The 14,786-nt window shown below is 38.4% G+C and carries 18 protein-coding genes; 8 read left to right on the top strand and 10 right to left on the bottom strand.

The features are described from left to right. Nucleotides 1-50: 50 nt before the first annotated feature. Together ntdP and ACAN53_RS15585 are read right to left on the bottom strand one after the other, a co-directional pair. Nucleotides 51-581, bottom strand: coding sequence for a nucleoside tri-diphosphate phosphatase (gene ntdP, locus ACAN53_RS15590; protein WP_379971080.1), 531 nt, complete (start codon nt 579-581; stop codon nt 51-53). A 160-nt stretch (nt 582-741) separates the two neighbouring features. Continuing rightward, nucleotides 742-927 carry a gamma-type small acid-soluble spore protein gene (locus tag ACAN53_RS15585; RefSeq protein WP_379971079.1) on the bottom strand — a complete coding sequence of 62 codons (186 nt, stop codon included), beginning with the start codon at nt 925-927 and terminating at the stop codon, nt 742-744. Nucleotides 928-1,065: 138 nt separating this feature from the next. On the opposite strand from ACAN53_RS15585, the gene ACAN53_RS15580 reads away from it, so the two are divergent. Next, nucleotides 1,066-1,290 (top strand): hypothetical protein, encoded by a 225-nt coding sequence (locus tag ACAN53_RS15580; protein ID WP_379971078.1) that lies wholly within the window; start codon nt 1,066-1,068, stop codon nt 1,288-1,290. A gap of 37 nt (nt 1,291-1,327) precedes the next feature. Here the strand turns inward: ACAN53_RS15580 and mutY are convergent, their stop codons facing one another. Further along, complete coding sequence (gene mutY / locus ACAN53_RS15575; protein WP_379971103.1) at nt 1,328-2,401, bottom strand: A/G-specific adenine glycosylase; 1,074 nt, start codon at nt 2,399-2,401, stop codon at nt 1,328-1,330. A 151-nt stretch (nt 2,402-2,552) separates the two neighbouring features. Between mutY and ACAN53_RS15570 the strand changes: the two genes are divergently transcribed. Continuing rightward, nucleotides 2,553-3,533, top strand: coding sequence for a metal-dependent hydrolase (locus ACAN53_RS15570; RefSeq protein WP_379971077.1), 981 nt, complete (start codon nt 2,553-2,555; stop codon nt 3,531-3,533). A 51-nt stretch (nt 3,534-3,584) separates the two neighbouring features. On the opposite strand, the gene ACAN53_RS15565 is transcribed toward ACAN53_RS15570, so the two are convergent. Continuing rightward, the gene (locus tag ACAN53_RS15565; RefSeq protein ID WP_379971076.1) at nt 3,585-3,851 is read right to left on the bottom strand and encodes a YfhJ family protein; all 267 of its coding nucleotides are present in this window, start codon (nt 3,849-3,851) and stop codon (nt 3,585-3,587) included. Nucleotides 3,852-3,962: 111 nt separating this feature from the next. Here ACAN53_RS15565 and sspK point away from each other — a divergent pair, with 111 nt between their 5' ends. Together sspK and ACAN53_RS15555 are read left to right on the top strand one after the other, a co-directional pair. Continuing rightward, nucleotides 3,963-4,112, top strand: coding sequence for a small, acid-soluble spore protein K (gene sspK / locus ACAN53_RS15560; protein WP_379971075.1), 150 nt, complete (start codon nt 3,963-3,965; stop codon nt 4,110-4,112). A gap of 26 nt (nt 4,113-4,138) precedes the next feature. After that, a complete protein-coding gene (locus ACAN53_RS15555; RefSeq protein ID WP_379971074.1) occupies nt 4,139-4,291 on the top strand; it encodes a YpzG family protein in 153 nt (50 codons plus the stop codon). A gap of 22 nt (nt 4,292-4,313) precedes the next feature. Here ACAN53_RS15555 and ACAN53_RS15550 read toward each other — a convergent pair whose 3' ends face one another. Both ACAN53_RS15550 and recX read right to left on the bottom strand, forming a co-directional pair. Beyond that, nucleotides 4,314-4,637: a YfhH family protein gene (locus ACAN53_RS15550; protein ID WP_379971073.1), complete on the bottom strand. Its 324-nt coding sequence runs from the start codon at nt 4,635-4,637 to the stop codon at nt 4,314-4,316. 67 nt (nt 4,638-4,704) lie between these two features. Next, nucleotides 4,705-5,508, bottom strand: a complete 804-nt coding sequence (gene recX / locus ACAN53_RS15545) for a recombination regulator RecX (protein WP_379971072.1) — start codon at nt 5,506-5,508, stop codon at nt 4,705-4,707. A 123-nt stretch (nt 5,509-5,631) separates the two neighbouring features. Between recX and ACAN53_RS15540 the strand changes: the two genes are divergently transcribed. From ACAN53_RS15540 to ACAN53_RS15525, 4 genes are all read left to right on the top strand, one after another. Then, complete coding sequence (locus ACAN53_RS15540) at nt 5,632-6,525, top strand: TIGR01777 family oxidoreductase (protein WP_379971071.1); 894 nt, start codon at nt 5,632-5,634, stop codon at nt 6,523-6,525. Nucleotides 6,526-6,539: 14 nt separating this feature from the next. Next, nucleotides 6,540-7,670 carry an amidohydrolase gene (locus ACAN53_RS15535; protein WP_379971070.1) on the top strand — a complete coding sequence of 377 codons (1,131 nt, stop codon included), beginning with the start codon at nt 6,540-6,542 and terminating at the stop codon, nt 7,668-7,670. Nucleotides 7,671-7,895: 225 nt separating this feature from the next. Continuing rightward, nucleotides 7,896-8,456: a GNAT family N-acetyltransferase gene (locus ACAN53_RS15530; RefSeq protein WP_379971069.1), complete on the top strand. Its 561-nt coding sequence runs from the start codon at nt 7,896-7,898 to the stop codon at nt 8,454-8,456. A gap of 65 nt (nt 8,457-8,521) precedes the next feature. Further along, a complete protein-coding gene (locus ACAN53_RS15525; RefSeq protein ID WP_379971067.1) occupies nt 8,522-8,644 on the top strand; it encodes a YfhE family protein in 123 nt (40 codons plus the stop codon). A gap of 352 nt (nt 8,645-8,996) precedes the next feature. Here ACAN53_RS15525 and ACAN53_RS15520 read toward each other — a convergent pair whose 3' ends face one another. From ACAN53_RS15520 to ACAN53_RS15505, 4 genes are all read right to left on the bottom strand, one after another. Then, on the bottom strand, nt 8,997-10,130 hold the full coding sequence (locus tag ACAN53_RS15520) for a diglucosyl diacylglycerol synthase (RefSeq protein WP_379971066.1): 1,134 nt from the start codon (nt 10,128-10,130) through the stop codon (nt 8,997-8,999). Between the two features lie 214 nt (nt 10,131-10,344). Further along, the gene (pflA, locus tag ACAN53_RS15515) at nt 10,345-11,085 is read right to left on the bottom strand and encodes a pyruvate formate-lyase-activating protein (RefSeq protein WP_379971065.1); all 741 of its coding nucleotides are present in this window, start codon (nt 11,083-11,085) and stop codon (nt 10,345-10,347) included. A 14-nt stretch (nt 11,086-11,099) separates the two neighbouring features. After that, nucleotides 11,100-13,349, bottom strand: a complete 2,250-nt coding sequence (gene pflB / locus ACAN53_RS15510) for a formate C-acetyltransferase (protein WP_379971064.1) — start codon at nt 13,347-13,349, stop codon at nt 11,100-11,102. A 180-nt stretch (nt 13,350-13,529) separates the two neighbouring features. After that, nucleotides 13,530-14,768 (bottom strand): SH3 domain-containing protein, encoded by a 1,239-nt coding sequence (locus ACAN53_RS15505; protein ID WP_379971063.1) that lies wholly within the window; start codon nt 14,766-14,768, stop codon nt 13,530-13,532. Nucleotides 14,769-14,786: the final 18 nt, after the last annotated feature.

Genomic DNA, 14,786 nt, shown 5'->3' with positions numbered 1-14,786 from the left:
ACCATTCCCCCTATGCGGTAAGAAACCTGCTGAATATGATCAGCAGGCCTCTAATCTCTATACATTAAATAGCGCTCGTACCAAATATCAACAAAATCTGGGGCAAAAGGGCCTTTTCTTTGGTGAATCCATTGGATGAGAATATTCATATTTTGCTTAAGTTTGGTATGAATCGCTTCCGGATATTGCATCTGCTTACGATGCATTTCATATTCATCCTCGTCAAGTAAAACATACGTCATATCTGGATATACCTTAATATCTAAATCATAATCAATATACTTTAGTGCCTCAGCATCATAGGCAAAAGGTGAGCTTAAATTACAATAATAATAGATCCCGTCTTGTCTCAACATCCCGATTATATTAAACCAATGGCTCCCATGAAAATAACAAACAGCTGGTTCTCTTGTTACCCATGTTCGTCCATCTGATTCTGTCACAAATGTTCGATCATTTGCTCCAATAATAACTCCCTTTGTTGACTTTAAAATAGTCGTTTCTTCCCATATTCTATGAATGTTTCCGTCATGCTTATAACTATGTATTTGTACCTTTTCACCTTCCTTGGGAATGCACATGCTTCTCCCTTCCTTCATCACAATAGACTACTCGTAAGTAGCGTTTTCTCCTATTATAACGGTTAGAGGAACATTTTAAAACAAAAGTCTGACATCTAAGATAAACACAAAGTAAATATATGTAAAACAGCACTCCCATGGAAGAGGAGTGCTGTTTTCATTATTGCTGTGGATTTTGATATTTTCCTGAAGCTTTTGATTTGCTTGCTTCAGCTTTTGAATTTAAACTTTTCACTTCTTGAACATCAGTTTCAGTTGAAAACTCTGTCCCGTAGTTAGCAATTTGTTGTTTTGTTTTTTGAATGCTGGCACCAGATGCTACTTTGTTTGGTTGGTTGTTATTCATCATTATCACCTCCACATAAGATAATGTAACCAACTCCCTTTTCAAATATCCGAAAAAAAATTAGGAAATTTAGGTGATGTAAAGAATAACAATCGGACAATTTATGCAAGATAAGGAAGCGGTAGGAGGCGATATAACGTGTATGTAGGAAGAGATATGACACAACTATCTATGATTGCAAAGCAAAAATGGGATAAAGAAGAATTAACCTATTTCCATCATTCCTTACAGCAAATGCTACCCTATTTAAATGCAGAGGGCCAGACCATTTATAAAGAAATTGTGAAGGAAATAAAAGATCGGGGTGGCTTACATCGAAATGAAGCTGATTGGTCACACGGAACAGACGTTTCCTATGATTAAAGGCGTACTTCTCTTATATGAGGTACGCCTTTCCGTTCTATTCGGTAAGAACGAGTTGTTCATACATTTTTTTATGAGACTGGGAAAATGTATACTGAGAAAAGTCTGCTTTGTCAATCAGCCTTAGCGTATCCGATTCTTTCACATTGGAGACCATTCCCTTATAGACAGTAATATCCCAGATGCGATGGGAAAATGTATGGGAGACGTTCGTTACATACTCCGTTATGTCTGCATTGATACTAAACTTTTCTTTCAAGTAATAGGATAGCTGTTGCTTAGGATTACTTATTCCTTCTTGCAACTCGATGTTTGGAAATTCCCACATATTTGCAAGCAAACCTGAGCTCGGACGTTTGTGTATTACATATCTTCCCTCTTTATCGACAACGATTCCTGCTACAATTGGAACTGCTTTCGGCTCCTTTGCTTTACTTTTAACAGGAAGCTCTTGCTGCACTCCTTCGTGAAATGCACGGCAATGGGCCCTCACGGGGCATAACAAGCAGGACGGATTTTTTGGAATACAAATAAGTGCTCCAAGCTCCATCAATCCTTGGTTGAAATAGGATGGATTCTCGTGGGATATTACTTCTCGAATAATTGCTTCAAAGAGCTTTCGCGTTTTAGGCTTAGCAATATCATCCCATATGGATAATATTCGAGACATTACACGCATTACATTTCCGTCCACAGCCGGCTCAGGAACATCATAAGCAATGCTTAAAATGGCACCTTGCGTATAAGGGCCAACCCCTTTTAGCTTACCGATTTCCTCTGCTGTGTTTGGAACAATACCATTATAGTGAGTCTGTACTTCTTTCACAGCAGCGTGTAGATTTCGTACTCGCGAATAATATCCGAGACCTTCCCACGCTTTTAGCACCTTCTCTTCATCCGCATTTGCTAACGTTTCTAATGTAGGGAACTGCTTCATAAAATTGTTATAGTACGGCTTTACCGCTTCAACGCGCGTTTGTTGTAGCATAATTTCCGAAACCCATACTCGGTACGGATTTTTATTTTCTCGCCAAGGTAAATCGCGTTGCTCCGTTTCAAACCATTGTATTAAATCATTTCGAAATTGTTCTTTATTAAATTCGGCTAACATTTCAAGATGCTCGTGCAAAATGATCCTCCTACTTAAAACATTCGTTTTTGTATTTAAATACTATTATAATAAAGAGAGACGGCTAACTTTGGTTTTTTGTACACACCTATACTTTCGGTTTTTAAAAATTGGGTTCATTGGAGGTTATTTTGTGGATACAGCCACTCATTTAGCAATGGGAATTACATTAGGCGGACTTGCCACCCTTGATCCAGTTATCGGGCAAACTACATTGGGTCCGCAAGCAGTTATGCTCGCAACTATTGTAGGTTCAAATATTCCCGATATTGACACCGTTTTGAAGTTACAAAACAATGCGAAATATATCCGTAATCATCGAGGGATTACACATTCCATTCCATTTGTACTTCTCTGGTCTTTATTAGTAGGACTATTTGTCCATTTTAGTTTTTCAGACGTTTCCCTATATCATCTTCTACTTTGGTCATTTCTCGCTGTATTTCTCCACGTGTTTGTGGATATATTTAATGCTTATGGTACACAAGCACTTCGACCATTTACACGAAAATGGCTTGCTCTTGGTGTAATCAATACATTTGATGCCGTTATCTTCTTTATTCATGTCATTGCAATTGCCTTCATTTCCGCCGGTGTAAATAAAGGAATGTCAGCGCTCATTTCCTACATTGCAATGGCTATCTATTACATCGTTCGCATTGTGATGCGAACACATATTGAAAATATTGTAAAGAAGAGATTTCATAAGGTAGAAAAAGTCATTATTTCACCAACAATGCGATTTTATCACTATCATCTTGCCATTGTAACAGATCAGTACTATTATGTAGCTCACATTCACCGCGGTAATATTCTGCTCTTTGACAAATTTGAACGAGTTCCTCTTCCTGACACTGACATTATACAAGCAGCACGAAAGGATGCAAATATTTCAGCCTTTCTTTCCTTTTCTCCAGTTTATCGTTGGGATATATTCGAATTTACTAATTGCTACGAAGTAAGGTTTATTGATCTACGGTATCGCAGTAAAAACTATTACCCGTTTGTTGCAATTGTACAGCTAGATAAACAATTAAACATCATGAGCTCCTATACAGGATGGATTTTCAGCGAAGAAAAACTACGTAAAAAGTTGGATGTATTACCGGATTAATATTCGTATGATTAAAAATAGGCTGGTTAAGAAGATGACTTAATCAGCCTATTAATGCTTTGTATAATCATCCCGATTAAGTAAATGCTTATACTTCGGGTTATTAGAAACGATTTCATGAAGATGAGCCCCATGATTCTCAATCCATGTCGTCACAATTTTTTCCGTTATTTCTTCTCCGTTATATACGCCTGCCCGCGCATAGGTAGCTTCAAAATCTCCCCACAGCAATTCTACCCATATTCGGCCTTGTGCGTATGAGAGTTTTTCGTTTTTTTCCATAAGAAGGACGGTCAGTTTTTCTATAATATCATTCATGCCAACGCTCCTTTGCCAAAGTTTGTCACCCTATTACTTACATAGTTCTTAACGCTCCCGCACATCCTAATCTTGATACATCGTATCAAAGAACTTAAGGAGGGGTTTTCCTTGGGTAAGCAAAATGAAGTATATTCTAAAAAGAAAAATAACAGTAAAATCGACGGTCCGCCAAAGGCAAAAGCACGTTTTTCTTCCAAACGACCTGATGGTACGATTGCAACGCATCCTCAGGAACGTATGCGCGCAGATAAAGATTAACATTAAAGCAAAGAGGTGACTTACGCATGAGCTATCGCAATGGGTTAGATCCACGCTCTGAACTATTTCGTCACAACTGGACCCGTCCAAAACGAGCTAAATCCCAAGTCAATGGGCAAACACAGCAAACACAATCCTTGATTATTTTAGCAGCTGAGTGTAAAAAACGGCAGTTTTAATTGGACCAAAAACCAGAGAAAATTATTTCTCTGGTTTTTTTAATAATGAAATTGGCAATGCCTCTTCTTCTTGTTCTTGCTTACCCTCACGGTAGCCCCATGCAAATACACCTTTAAAATATGTAATTGTAAAGTGAACACCTGGTTCGTCTGTAATTTCATAGACGCCGCCCACATCAAATTCAGTGGGATCCATCGTATAGGCCTTTGCCATTGCCATTTTACGCATTAACACCTCGTACTCGTTAATCATACCCATCTGTTCCGCTTTTACCGCTTTTTCTTTCAACTTTCCCATTTCTTCCTGTAATTCATGGTACGAGAATTCACTATACCGTTTTTCCATATGATTTTCCTCCAAGTTAGGCAATTTAAAATCCGATAATGGTATAATTGTACTACACTAACAAAGGTTATTCCTCCGAAAGCTCTTGAATGATTTGCTCAATTAAATCAAGCTTAAATCCTTTTCTGTATAAGCTTTGCTTGATCTTTATTTTTCCTGTCATATCATCATCTTTATACTTTTCAAATAATTTTCTGCCTTGCTTCATAGCTGCTGTCCACTCTGCTCGGTCGTCTTGCTCTTCTTGCTCATTGGTGACAATGGCAATGATGGAAGATGGATATCCTTTTCTCATCAGCATTTCCTCAAGCTTTTTTTTCGTTTGAAAGGCAGATAATTGCTTCAATGTTTTCCGCTTTTTTTCACATAAGGCAACCGCACTTTCAATTTGCTTATCCTCCGGGTATTCATGTAAACTAGAAGTAATAACATCTTGCATAACACCTTTTTCAGCTAGTTCTCGCCGAATGACAATCGGCCCTTTCTTCCCAACGTTACATTGCGTTCGAACGTAAGCAAGGGCGTATTCTTGATCATTCACGTACCCTTCTTGCTGCAGTTTGTTGATCGCCTCCTGCACTACAGCCATGCCGAGCTCTTTCTTACGTAAATATTGTTCTATCTCATGTTTGGTACGCATTTGATAGGATAGAAATACGATTGCCTGTAAATAACATTTGCGTACTTCTTCATCATAGAGAATATCGGCAAGTGCTAGCTCATCTATTTCCATTCCCTTTTTAAGTCCATGCTTGATAAGCGTGCTCTCATCCACACCAAAGCCAAATTCTTCGCCATGTCCCCTGTCTATGTAAATGTTATAACGCTCTTTCGATGATTTTTGTACTTGAATTTTTGTAATCATAGCCATTTGGCTCACCTCGTAATTGGGATATTAAATTTGGTTATCCCATTGTAACTTCACTCTAAATTATTGTAGCACACGTATCTCAATTTCAACGAATCAACATATATATAATAGGGAGTGATAGCCATGAACATATTAATTTCTGGCGGCACTGGTTTCATTGGAAAAGCCCTTTGCTCACTTTTGACAAGCAAAGGACATACACTATACGTCCTAACAAGAAGTAGTAGAGCAACAGAACAATCTAATATATACTATATAAAATGGCAAGCAACAAATGAAACATTGCCTATTCCATATGTCGATGCTGTCATCAATTTAGCTGGTGAACCAATTAATAGCGGTCGCTGGACAGAAACAAAGAAACAACAAATTGTAAGTAGTCGCGTTACTACGACACAAGCACTTTTGCAGCAGCTTTCCAAGCAAAGCAATCGGCCACATGTATTTATTAACGCAAGCGCAATTGGGTATTATGGTACCTCACTTACCGAAACCTTTACTGAGAATAATCGTAACGCAGGTAACGACTTTCTAGCGACGACAGTTGATAAATGGGAAGCGGAAGCAAAACAGGCAGAGAATCTAGGTATGCGCACGGTATTCACTCGGTTTGGAATCGTTCTTGGCAACGGAGGAGCTCTGCCGAGTATGACACTTCCCTACCGTCTCTTTGCTGGTGGAACGATAGGATCTGGAAAGCAATGGGTTTCATGGATTCATGTAGAGGACGTTGCACGTATGATTGTATTCGCCCTAGAAAATGAACAAATAAAAGGGCCAATCAATGTAACGGCACCTAAGCCCCTCACGATGAAGGAATTTGGAAAGGTAATTGGGAAAGTAATGAAACGACCCCACTGGACTCCTGTTCCATCCTTCGCACTAAAACTAATTCTTGGTGAAATGAGTATACTTGTTTTAGAAGGGCAGCGTGTACTACCAGAGAAAGTCATGCAACATGGGTTTACATTTACTTATCCTAATCTTGAGGAAGCATTGTCTACAATTTTAAAGTAGCTAAGGGGTTTACGATGAAAATATTATTCCAAAACGCAACTATTTTTCCCATCACTGCACAAAAATTACATGGAGATCTTCTTGTAGAAAATGGTAAAATCCGTGCAATTCAACCCACTATTACACCAAGCAGCGATATGCAAATTATTGATGGAATGGGCATGTATTTGTTTCCTGGCTTTATCGATGTGCATACGCATCTCGGTTTATATGATGAAGGAACAGGCTGGGCAGGAAATGATGCAAATGATACAATCGAAGCCTTAACTCCCCATATTCGTTCGATTGACGGCATATATCCGCTTGATATTGCATTTCATGATGCAATAAAACATGGAATTACTACCGTTCACGTTATGCCAGGAAGCCAAAACGTCATTGGTGGAACAACCTGTGTGATGAAAACTGCAGGTAAAAACATCTCAAATATGGTCATCGAGGAGCCAGCCGGATTAAAAATTGCACTCGGAGAAAATCCGAAACGCGTTCATAGTAATGGAAGCGATGCATCCATTACAAGAATGGGTATTATGGGTATGCTGCGCGAAACCTTCTACGAAGCACAGCAATATGGTAGATCAACGGATTTTCGAATCAAGCCTATTTTACAAGCTCTCAATCGTGAAATTCCGGTTCGCATTCATGCACACCGCGCAGACGACATTCTAACTGCCATTCGGTTAGCTGATGAATTTAATTTGGATTTACGTATTGAACACTGTACCGAAGGACATCTAATTGCAGAAGAACTGGCTGGACGAAACTTACAAGTAAGCGTTGGCCCAACGTTCACAAGAAAATCCAAAGTGGAGTTAAAAAACAAGTCATGGAGCACATATGCTAAACTAGATGAGGTCGGAGTTGATATTTCAATCACGACGGACCATCCGTACACACCCATTCAATACTTAAATTTATGCGCTGCTATTGCTGTTCGTGAGGGCTTATCGGAAGACAATGCACTCCGTGCCATTACCATTAATCCTGCTAGAAATCTAAAGCAGGATCACCGAATTGGAAGCTTAGAAATAGGCAAGGATGCTGATATTGTCCTTTGGTCTCATCATCCATTTCACTACTTAGCAAAGCCCACAATAACGATGGTAAATGGTCAAATAATTTACAAAAATATTAATATAAACTAGTTTATTTTTTTAACAAGATAAAGTATTATGAAATTACAAGAAAATACAACCATAATCAATTTTTACAATTGATCAATGGGGAAGGCAAATGGTGCGCCACCAGTATGATAGACTGGTTCTAGTGGGTTCGATTCCCACCCCGAAATTTTTTCAAGCAACATTAAAAAATTTCGAGGGTGGGTTTACTTTTGTGAGCTTTCTACCCTCATTAAAGGAGGATATAGAATGTTAAAAAAACGTGACCTACACGACTGCTCTACACTTTATGATTTGATGGTACACCCAAGTGTCTTTCCTTTTGTTCGTCATAAAGTATCTTCCTACGAGGAGTTTCTCTTTGTCACAAAACAAATGATTGAAGAAGAAGACCGCGGGGAGCTTATTTCAAGAACAATTTTGGATGAATGGGGCAATCCTATTGGCACTATTACATTATATGATATTGCACAGGGTGCTGGATTTTTAGGAACATGGATTGGCCAGCCTTATCATGGCAAAGGATATAATAAATTGGCAAAAGACTCTTTTTTCCATGAAGTTTTTTACGAGCTCAATATGGAAACAATTTTTATGAGAATTCGGAAAGTAAATACACGTTCTATTAAGGCTGCACAAAAACTACCGTACGTCACGCTTGCTAATGAAACGAGAAAGTCTGTTTATGAGCAAATTAATGCAACTGAAGATACATTCGATTTATATGAAATTTCCAAGGACCAATACACGCTACACACATTGCGTGAAAGTGTATTGATGGATACAACCCATCATTTAAAAGAAGCTTAAATGTATATGACACCTCTCTATTGGAAACGATACATAATGATTCCAATTACTTGAGGTGATTCATAATGGATAAGAAGAAACGTGAAAAGATGAGAAATAAGTTATCGGCTGCACAAGAGGTATTGTATCAACGTGAATTTAAACGTGCCGACCGAGAAGCTGGATTTAAGCCGGGTGGTATTTATTAGTACTGGAAACGAAACCTTTTCTTATGATCGAGATGATACGAGGAGATTACCCCTTGTATCATTTTTTTGTTATGCACATTCTCATATTCTTTTCCACAATTTTTACAAAAAATGTGAATAACTTCACAGTTATCTACATATATTTTGATATATAAATTATCATTTACTGATTTATTGTGGATATCATTTAAAACTATGTGGATAATGTGGATATTATTGTTAATAGTGGGAGATTTTAATGAATTAGACATGAATTAATTGTGGATAACCTGAGCAACTTTCTAAAAGAAATCAATTCAAAAAGCATCTCTTCCTAGCAAGGAAAAGATGCCTTTTGAATGAATACTGGTTTTTATCTAACCGGTTCGAGCACCATATGTTGTTGTGTTTGCTTTTCTAAGATAGTAGAAACAACTTGTATTGCTGCCTGTGGATTGTGGATCTTTCGTAATGCATCGCGCATTTTCTCAAGTTTCCAATCATCCTTTAGCAATTGATTTGTTTTTAAAAACACATCTTCTTCTTCACGAACGACTACGGCTGCTCCCATTTCTTCAAAATAATCCGCATTTTCATTTTCTTGTCCTGGTACTGGATGATAAAGTACAACAGGAACCTGCAACGAAGCGACCTCACTTAGCGTAATGCCACCTGGCTTTGTAATCAAACAGGTTGAAATACGAAATAGTTCGTCAATTTGCTCCACGTATCCGAAAACATTAATGGAATCTCCTTGCAATTGCTGAATCTCATTCCGCAATTCTTCATTTTTTCCGCAGATAACAACAACCTGCAAATTATCCACTTTCATAAATAGCTCACACAATTCCTTCACGTTCCCTAAGACACCATGTGCCCCCGCCAAAATAAGCAATGTTTTTTTGGATGGGTTTAACCCGTACTTTTCATAATAATTATGATGTACTGTAAGAGTTTCAAAGTTTTGCCGGATTGGTATCCCAGTAGTAGTAATTTGTTCACGAGGTATTCCTATATTTGTAATCAATTCCTTTACATATTCAGTTGCGACAAAATAATGATCCACGTATGGATGTACCCAAATTTTATGAAGGCAGAAATCGGTTAACACATTATAAACAGGAGTGTCTATACCGGATTTCTTTTTTAATTCTGGAACCGCGATAATAGGAAATGTATTAATGATAATATCCGGCTTTTCAGTATGTAATATAGAAGTAAGCCGTCTTTTTCCAAAGTTTGCATACCATCTTGCAAATTTTTTATTATAAATCTTTTCTACTCCGTAATAAAACAATCGGTATAAATCCTTCCCAATTGTATAACTTTTTAAGTATAGATATTTTGTAATATCGGTAAGAACAGGGTGTGATTCTGTAAATAAATCACGCACAATGACTTGTTTTATTCCTCTCTGATGAAACGCCTGTTCAAGTGTTTTTGCTACCTGCGCATGTCCGTTACCATAGTGCGCAGTAAAAATTAACACTTTGGGGTTATTGCTCAAACAAATTCACTCCTAGCTCTTTCTGTTTTTAATGTCATGAAGAAAAGCAACATTAAAAACAACTTCCATAAATTTTACATCTTTGCAAAGAAAATTATTATTCCGTTTACAAATATAGAATACCTTGTTTAGTATACTCCATTCTACTTCTCTTCTCCATAAGAAAAGCAGGCAAGCTAGTTTCACAGCCTGCATTCTTCCTCACAAGAAAAACCTAATTCAAAAGAATTAGGTTTTCTGTTAGAATTTTTCTCGCACGAGTAACACATTCTTCTGAAGGTGGTTCAATTCCGTTTAGTGGGTACGATAAACCTAGTGCTTTCCACTTATATACGCCAAGTTTATGATATGGCAATACCTCAACCTTCTTTATATTTGTTAGGGTTGTGAGAAAAGTAGCTAGATTACGCAGATTTTCTTCACCATCCGTAATCGTAGGGACGAGGACATGCCGAATCCATACAGGCTTTCTTCTCTGTGACAAATAACGAGCAAAGGATAAGATATGTTCATTTGGTTTTCCCGTAAGCTTACGATGGCTACGGGAATCAATGTGTTTAATGTCAAGTAACAATAAATCGGTATAGTTCATTAATTCTCCGAGCTTTTCTTGAAATGGCATCTCTTCACTATAGCATCCACCGGAAGTATCAATCGCTGTATGGATGCCGAGCCCCTTACATTGTTTAAATAACTCTATTAAGAAATCCAGCTGCAAAAGGGGCTCCCCACCGCTAACGGTTATGCCGCCTTTCGTTAGGAATGGTAAATAACATTTCACATCTTCAATTATTTCTTCCACAGATATTTCTTTACCGGCTCCTATTTCCCATGTATCGGCATTATGGCAATATTGACAGCGCAGCAAACATCCTTGCAGAAAAATCACATAGCGTATGCCTGGACCATCAACGGTACCGCATGATTCTATAGAATGAATGCGCCCTTTCATCATATACGCCCCTTTCGTTACATGGATTCGTGCATTGTACGATTGATTACTTCTATTTGCTGTTCGCGTGTTAATTTAATAAAGTTAACTGCATAGCCAGATACACGTATCGTTAGCTGTGGATATTTTTCTGGATGATCCATGGCATCAAGAAGTGTTTCTCTATTAAATACATTAACATTTAAGTGATGACCTTCTTTTCTTGCATAACCATCTAACATGGTTACTAGATTTTCAATTTGCGTACTTTCTTCTTTTCCAAGTGCCTTAGGAATAATTGAAAATGTATTGGATATTCCGTCCAAGGCATGATGATAAGGAAGCTTGGCAACGGAAAGTAAGGATGCCAGTGCGCCCTTCGTATCTCGGCCATGCATTGGATTTGCACCTGGTGCAAATGCTTCACCCATACGACGACCATCAGGAGTATTTCCTGTTTTTTTACCATATACAACATTTGACGTAATGGTCAAAATCGACATGGTTGGAACAGAGTCTCGATATGTCTTTTGTTTACGAAGCTTCTTCATAAAGCGCTCTACGATATCAATTGCAATACTATCCACACGATCATCATTATTACCGTATTTAGGAAATTCTCCTTCAATTGCAAAATCCACAGCAATGCCATTCTCGTCGCGAATTGGCATCACTTTTGCATATTTAATCGCACTTAGAGAATCTGCTACAACAGATAGACCTGCAATTCCTGTTGCCATTGTGCGAATAATGTCTGTGTCATGTAGAGCCATTTCAATCCGTTCATAGCTATATTTATCGTGCATGTAATGAATAACATTTAATGTGTTGATATATAATTCTGCTAGCCAATCCATCATCGTGTCAAACTTCTTCATTACCTCTTCGTATTGCAGTACTTCTGCCGTAATCGGTGCATATTCTGGTCCAATTTGTTGTTTTAGTTTTTCATCTTTCCCACCATTAATGGCATATAAAAGTGCTTTCGCTAAATTCGCACGTGCCCCGAAAAATTGCATTTGCTTTCCAATTCGCATAGCGGATACGCAGCAGGCAATCCCGTAATCATCACCATATTCAGCACGCATTACATCATCATTTTCATACTGGATGGCTGATGTCTTGATGGACATCTGAGCACAATAGTTTTTAAATGCTTGCGGTAATTTTGTAGACCAAAGCACCGTCAAGTTAGGTTCCGGAGCAGGTCCTAAGTTCGTTAATGTATGGAGAAAACGGAATGAGTTTTTCGTAACAAGTGGACGTCCATCTAAAGCAACACCGCCAATGGATTCTGTAACCCAAGTTGGATCACCTGAAAATAGTTCATTATAATCGGGTGTTCTTGCAAATTTCACAAGACGAAGCTTCATAATGAAATGATCGACTAGCTCTTGTGCTGCTTCTTCTGTTAATGTTCCGTTTTGTAAATCACGTTCTACATAGATATCAAGGAATGTTGACGTACGTCCTAAGCTCATAGCAGCCCCGTTTTGCTCTTTAATAGCAGCAAGATACGCAAAGTATAGCCATTGAAAAGCCTCACGAGCAGTAGTCGCAGGTTTTGAAATATCAAATCCATAGGAAGCTGCCATTTTCTTAAGTTCTGACAGAGCCCGATACTGTTCAGCTATTTCCTCGCGAAGACGAATAACTTCCTCACTCATTGTTTTCGATGTATTTTCGAAATCATTTTTCTTCTCTTCCATCAGACGATCTACACCATACAATGCAACGCGGCGATAATCACCGATAATACGTCCACGTCCATACGCATCTGGTAATCCTGTAATAATAGCTGATTTTCGCGCTGCCTTCATTTCAGCTGTATATACATCAAATACGCCTTGATTATGAGTCTTTCGCCAATCTCGAAAAATTTGACTTATATCCTCTCTCACTTTAAAGCCATATGATTCGCATGCTTGCTCTGCCATACGAATACCGCCAAACGGTTGGAGAGAGCGCTTACATGGTTCATCAGTTTGAAATCCAACAATCGTTTCTAATTCCTTATTTAAATAACCAGGTTTATGCGAGATAATCGTTGATACGATCTCAGTATCCATATTTAAGACGCCTTCACTTAGTCTTTCTAATTGAGTAAGCCCCAATACTTGCGCCCACAACGTTTTCGTTGCATCGGTAGCTTCTGTTAGGAATGATTCATCCCCGTTGTAGCCATTCATATTTTGTAATATAAAATCACGGACATTAATTTCACGTTTCCAAGTTGCACCTTTAAAGTTTTGCCAAGCATCTTGTACTTTTTCTATCAATTGAGTCATCTGAATCTCCTCCATTCCATTCATAAGGGACAAGACTTTTGATATAACAAGTTTCATTATAAGCATACTATTTGAAGCAAAGTAATTACACTCTTAGATGTGACACATTTGTGAATGATTTCACAAATGAATGTCCATCTTTAAAACGAGAAAGATGCACCAAAGGCGCATCTTTCTCGTTTAATTTGACTGAAAGCTAACATATCTCGGATTTGCATTAATCCATTCATTTCCTCCTACGTTGTACCAGCCATTTTGCTCACTAAATACAATATACTTTTCTCCCTTTTTCACTGTTTTAACAATTCTTCCTGTCATATTTGGCGTTGCTCGTACATTAAGATTACGGACAAGAATCGTTGCTATCCCAGTCACATTGGGTTGAGATGCACTCGTACCACTAGGAACGAATGAAACATAGGCGCTATTAGCACTGATCCATTCATTTCCTCCTACGTTGTACCAACCGTTTTGTTCATAATATACTTGATAGGCTTCTCCTTTATATACAACCTTCACGATACTACCATTTATGCTAGGGGCTGAACGAACATTTAACGCATCAGCAAGGATTGTGGCAATGCCGGAAGTAACCTGTGCTGGAGGTGGAATAGTTTGTCCATTAGGTGTAAACGTAACGTATTGAGGCTTTGCACTAATCCACTCATTTCCACCTACGTTATACCAGCCATTTTGTTCGCTATATACGATATAGGCTCCTCCCTTATTCACCACTTTCACAATGGAGCCATTTAAGCTCGGCTCGGTGCGAACATTTAATGAATCAACTAAAACCGTGGCAATTCCTATTCCATTTGGAGATGGCTGCGGTACTGGTTCGGGACTATCGCCTTCGCTTGATGCGTTAAATTCATTCACAACGTCTTGTACTAAATTAGAAAAAGTACGTCCTGTATACCGCAATGCGTTCGACGGATCCTCTCTTCTCGACGGGTCAAGTTCTTCATGTCCTATAATACTAGTGCTAGGGTCTAACCCAAATCGATAGCAGATATATGCAAGAACCCACACGTAACGCTTGTAAGCCTCCTCGTTATCGATTGACCCATTATCTGAAAAGCAAAGTTCCACTCCAATTGCTGCATCATTTGCATCCACACCAAAGCGCTCATTATCACCCGTTACTTCATAGCGCACATGCCACGCTTTTTCCGGTGCATTAGTCAAAGCCGGAATACATTCTATGATTTGTTTATCATCTACAAATAAATGAGCAGAGGCACTTATTTCATTGCGAGAACTTTCATAGTAGCTTACATTTTCTGCTGCAGTTGAATTCGTATTTCCTGTATCGTGCGCGACAATAAATACAACTTTTTGAATTAAGAGGCCTGATCTTCGTAAACTAGGTGACGTTAAATACTGAGGAATCACATCATACTTCATTGAAAAGCCCATTTTTTCTCCTCCTTACTA

This window comes from Ectobacillus soli, from assembly GCF_042610425.1.
Taxonomy (GTDB): Bacteria; Bacillota; Bacilli; order Bacillales; family Bacillaceae_G; genus Ectobacillus.
The sequence above is the reverse complement of the archived record's forward strand: the minus strand, read 5'-3'. Positions and strand labels throughout refer to the sequence as shown.

What these genes read in the sequence shown, in the direction of transcription:
- mutY (WP_379971103.1), bottom strand. Translation starts at nt 2,401, where the DNA reads ATGTTAGCCGAATTTAATAAAGAACAATTTCGAAATGATTTAATACAA.
- ACAN53_RS15550 (WP_379971073.1), bottom strand. Translation starts at nt 4,637, where the DNA reads ATGGAAAAACGGTATAGTGAATTCTCGTACCATGAATTACAGGAAGAA.
- ACAN53_RS15505 (WP_379971063.1), bottom strand. Translation starts at nt 14,768, where the DNA reads ATGGGCTTTTCAATGAAGTATGATGTGATTCCTCAGTATTTAACGTCA.
- ntdP (WP_379971080.1), bottom strand. Translation starts at nt 581, where the DNA reads ATGTGCATTCCCAAGGAAGGTGAAAAGGTACAAATACATAGTTATAAG.
- pflA (WP_379971065.1), bottom strand. Translation starts at nt 11,085, where the DNA reads ATGATGAAAGGGCGCATTCATTCTATAGAATCATGCGGTACCGTTGAT.
- pflB (WP_379971064.1), bottom strand. Translation starts at nt 13,349, where the DNA reads ATGACTCAATTGATAGAAAAAGTACAAGATGCTTGGCAAAACTTTAAA.
- ACAN53_RS15525 (WP_379971067.1), top strand. Translation starts at nt 8,522, where the DNA reads ATGGATAAGAAGAAACGTGAAAAGATGAGAAATAAGTTATCGGCTGCA.
- ACAN53_RS15530 (WP_379971069.1), top strand. Translation starts at nt 7,896, where the DNA reads ATGTTAAAAAAACGTGACCTACACGACTGCTCTACACTTTATGATTTG.
- recX (WP_379971072.1), bottom strand. Translation starts at nt 5,508, where the DNA reads ATGGCTATGATTACAAAAATTCAAGTACAAAAATCATCGAAAGAGCGT.
- ACAN53_RS15585 (WP_379971079.1), bottom strand. Translation starts at nt 927, where the DNA reads ATGAATAACAACCAACCAAACAAAGTAGCATCTGGTGCCAGCATTCAA.
- ACAN53_RS15540 (WP_379971071.1), top strand. Translation starts at nt 5,632, where the DNA reads ATGAACATATTAATTTCTGGCGGCACTGGTTTCATTGGAAAAGCCCTT.
- ACAN53_RS15555 (WP_379971074.1), top strand. Translation starts at nt 4,139, where the DNA reads ATGAGCTATCGCAATGGGTTAGATCCACGCTCTGAACTATTTCGTCAC.
- ACAN53_RS15565 (WP_379971076.1), bottom strand. Translation starts at nt 3,851, where the DNA reads ATGAATGATATTATAGAAAAACTGACCGTCCTTCTTATGGAAAAAAAC.
- ACAN53_RS15535 (WP_379971070.1), top strand. Translation starts at nt 6,540, where the DNA reads ATGAAAATATTATTCCAAAACGCAACTATTTTTCCCATCACTGCACAA.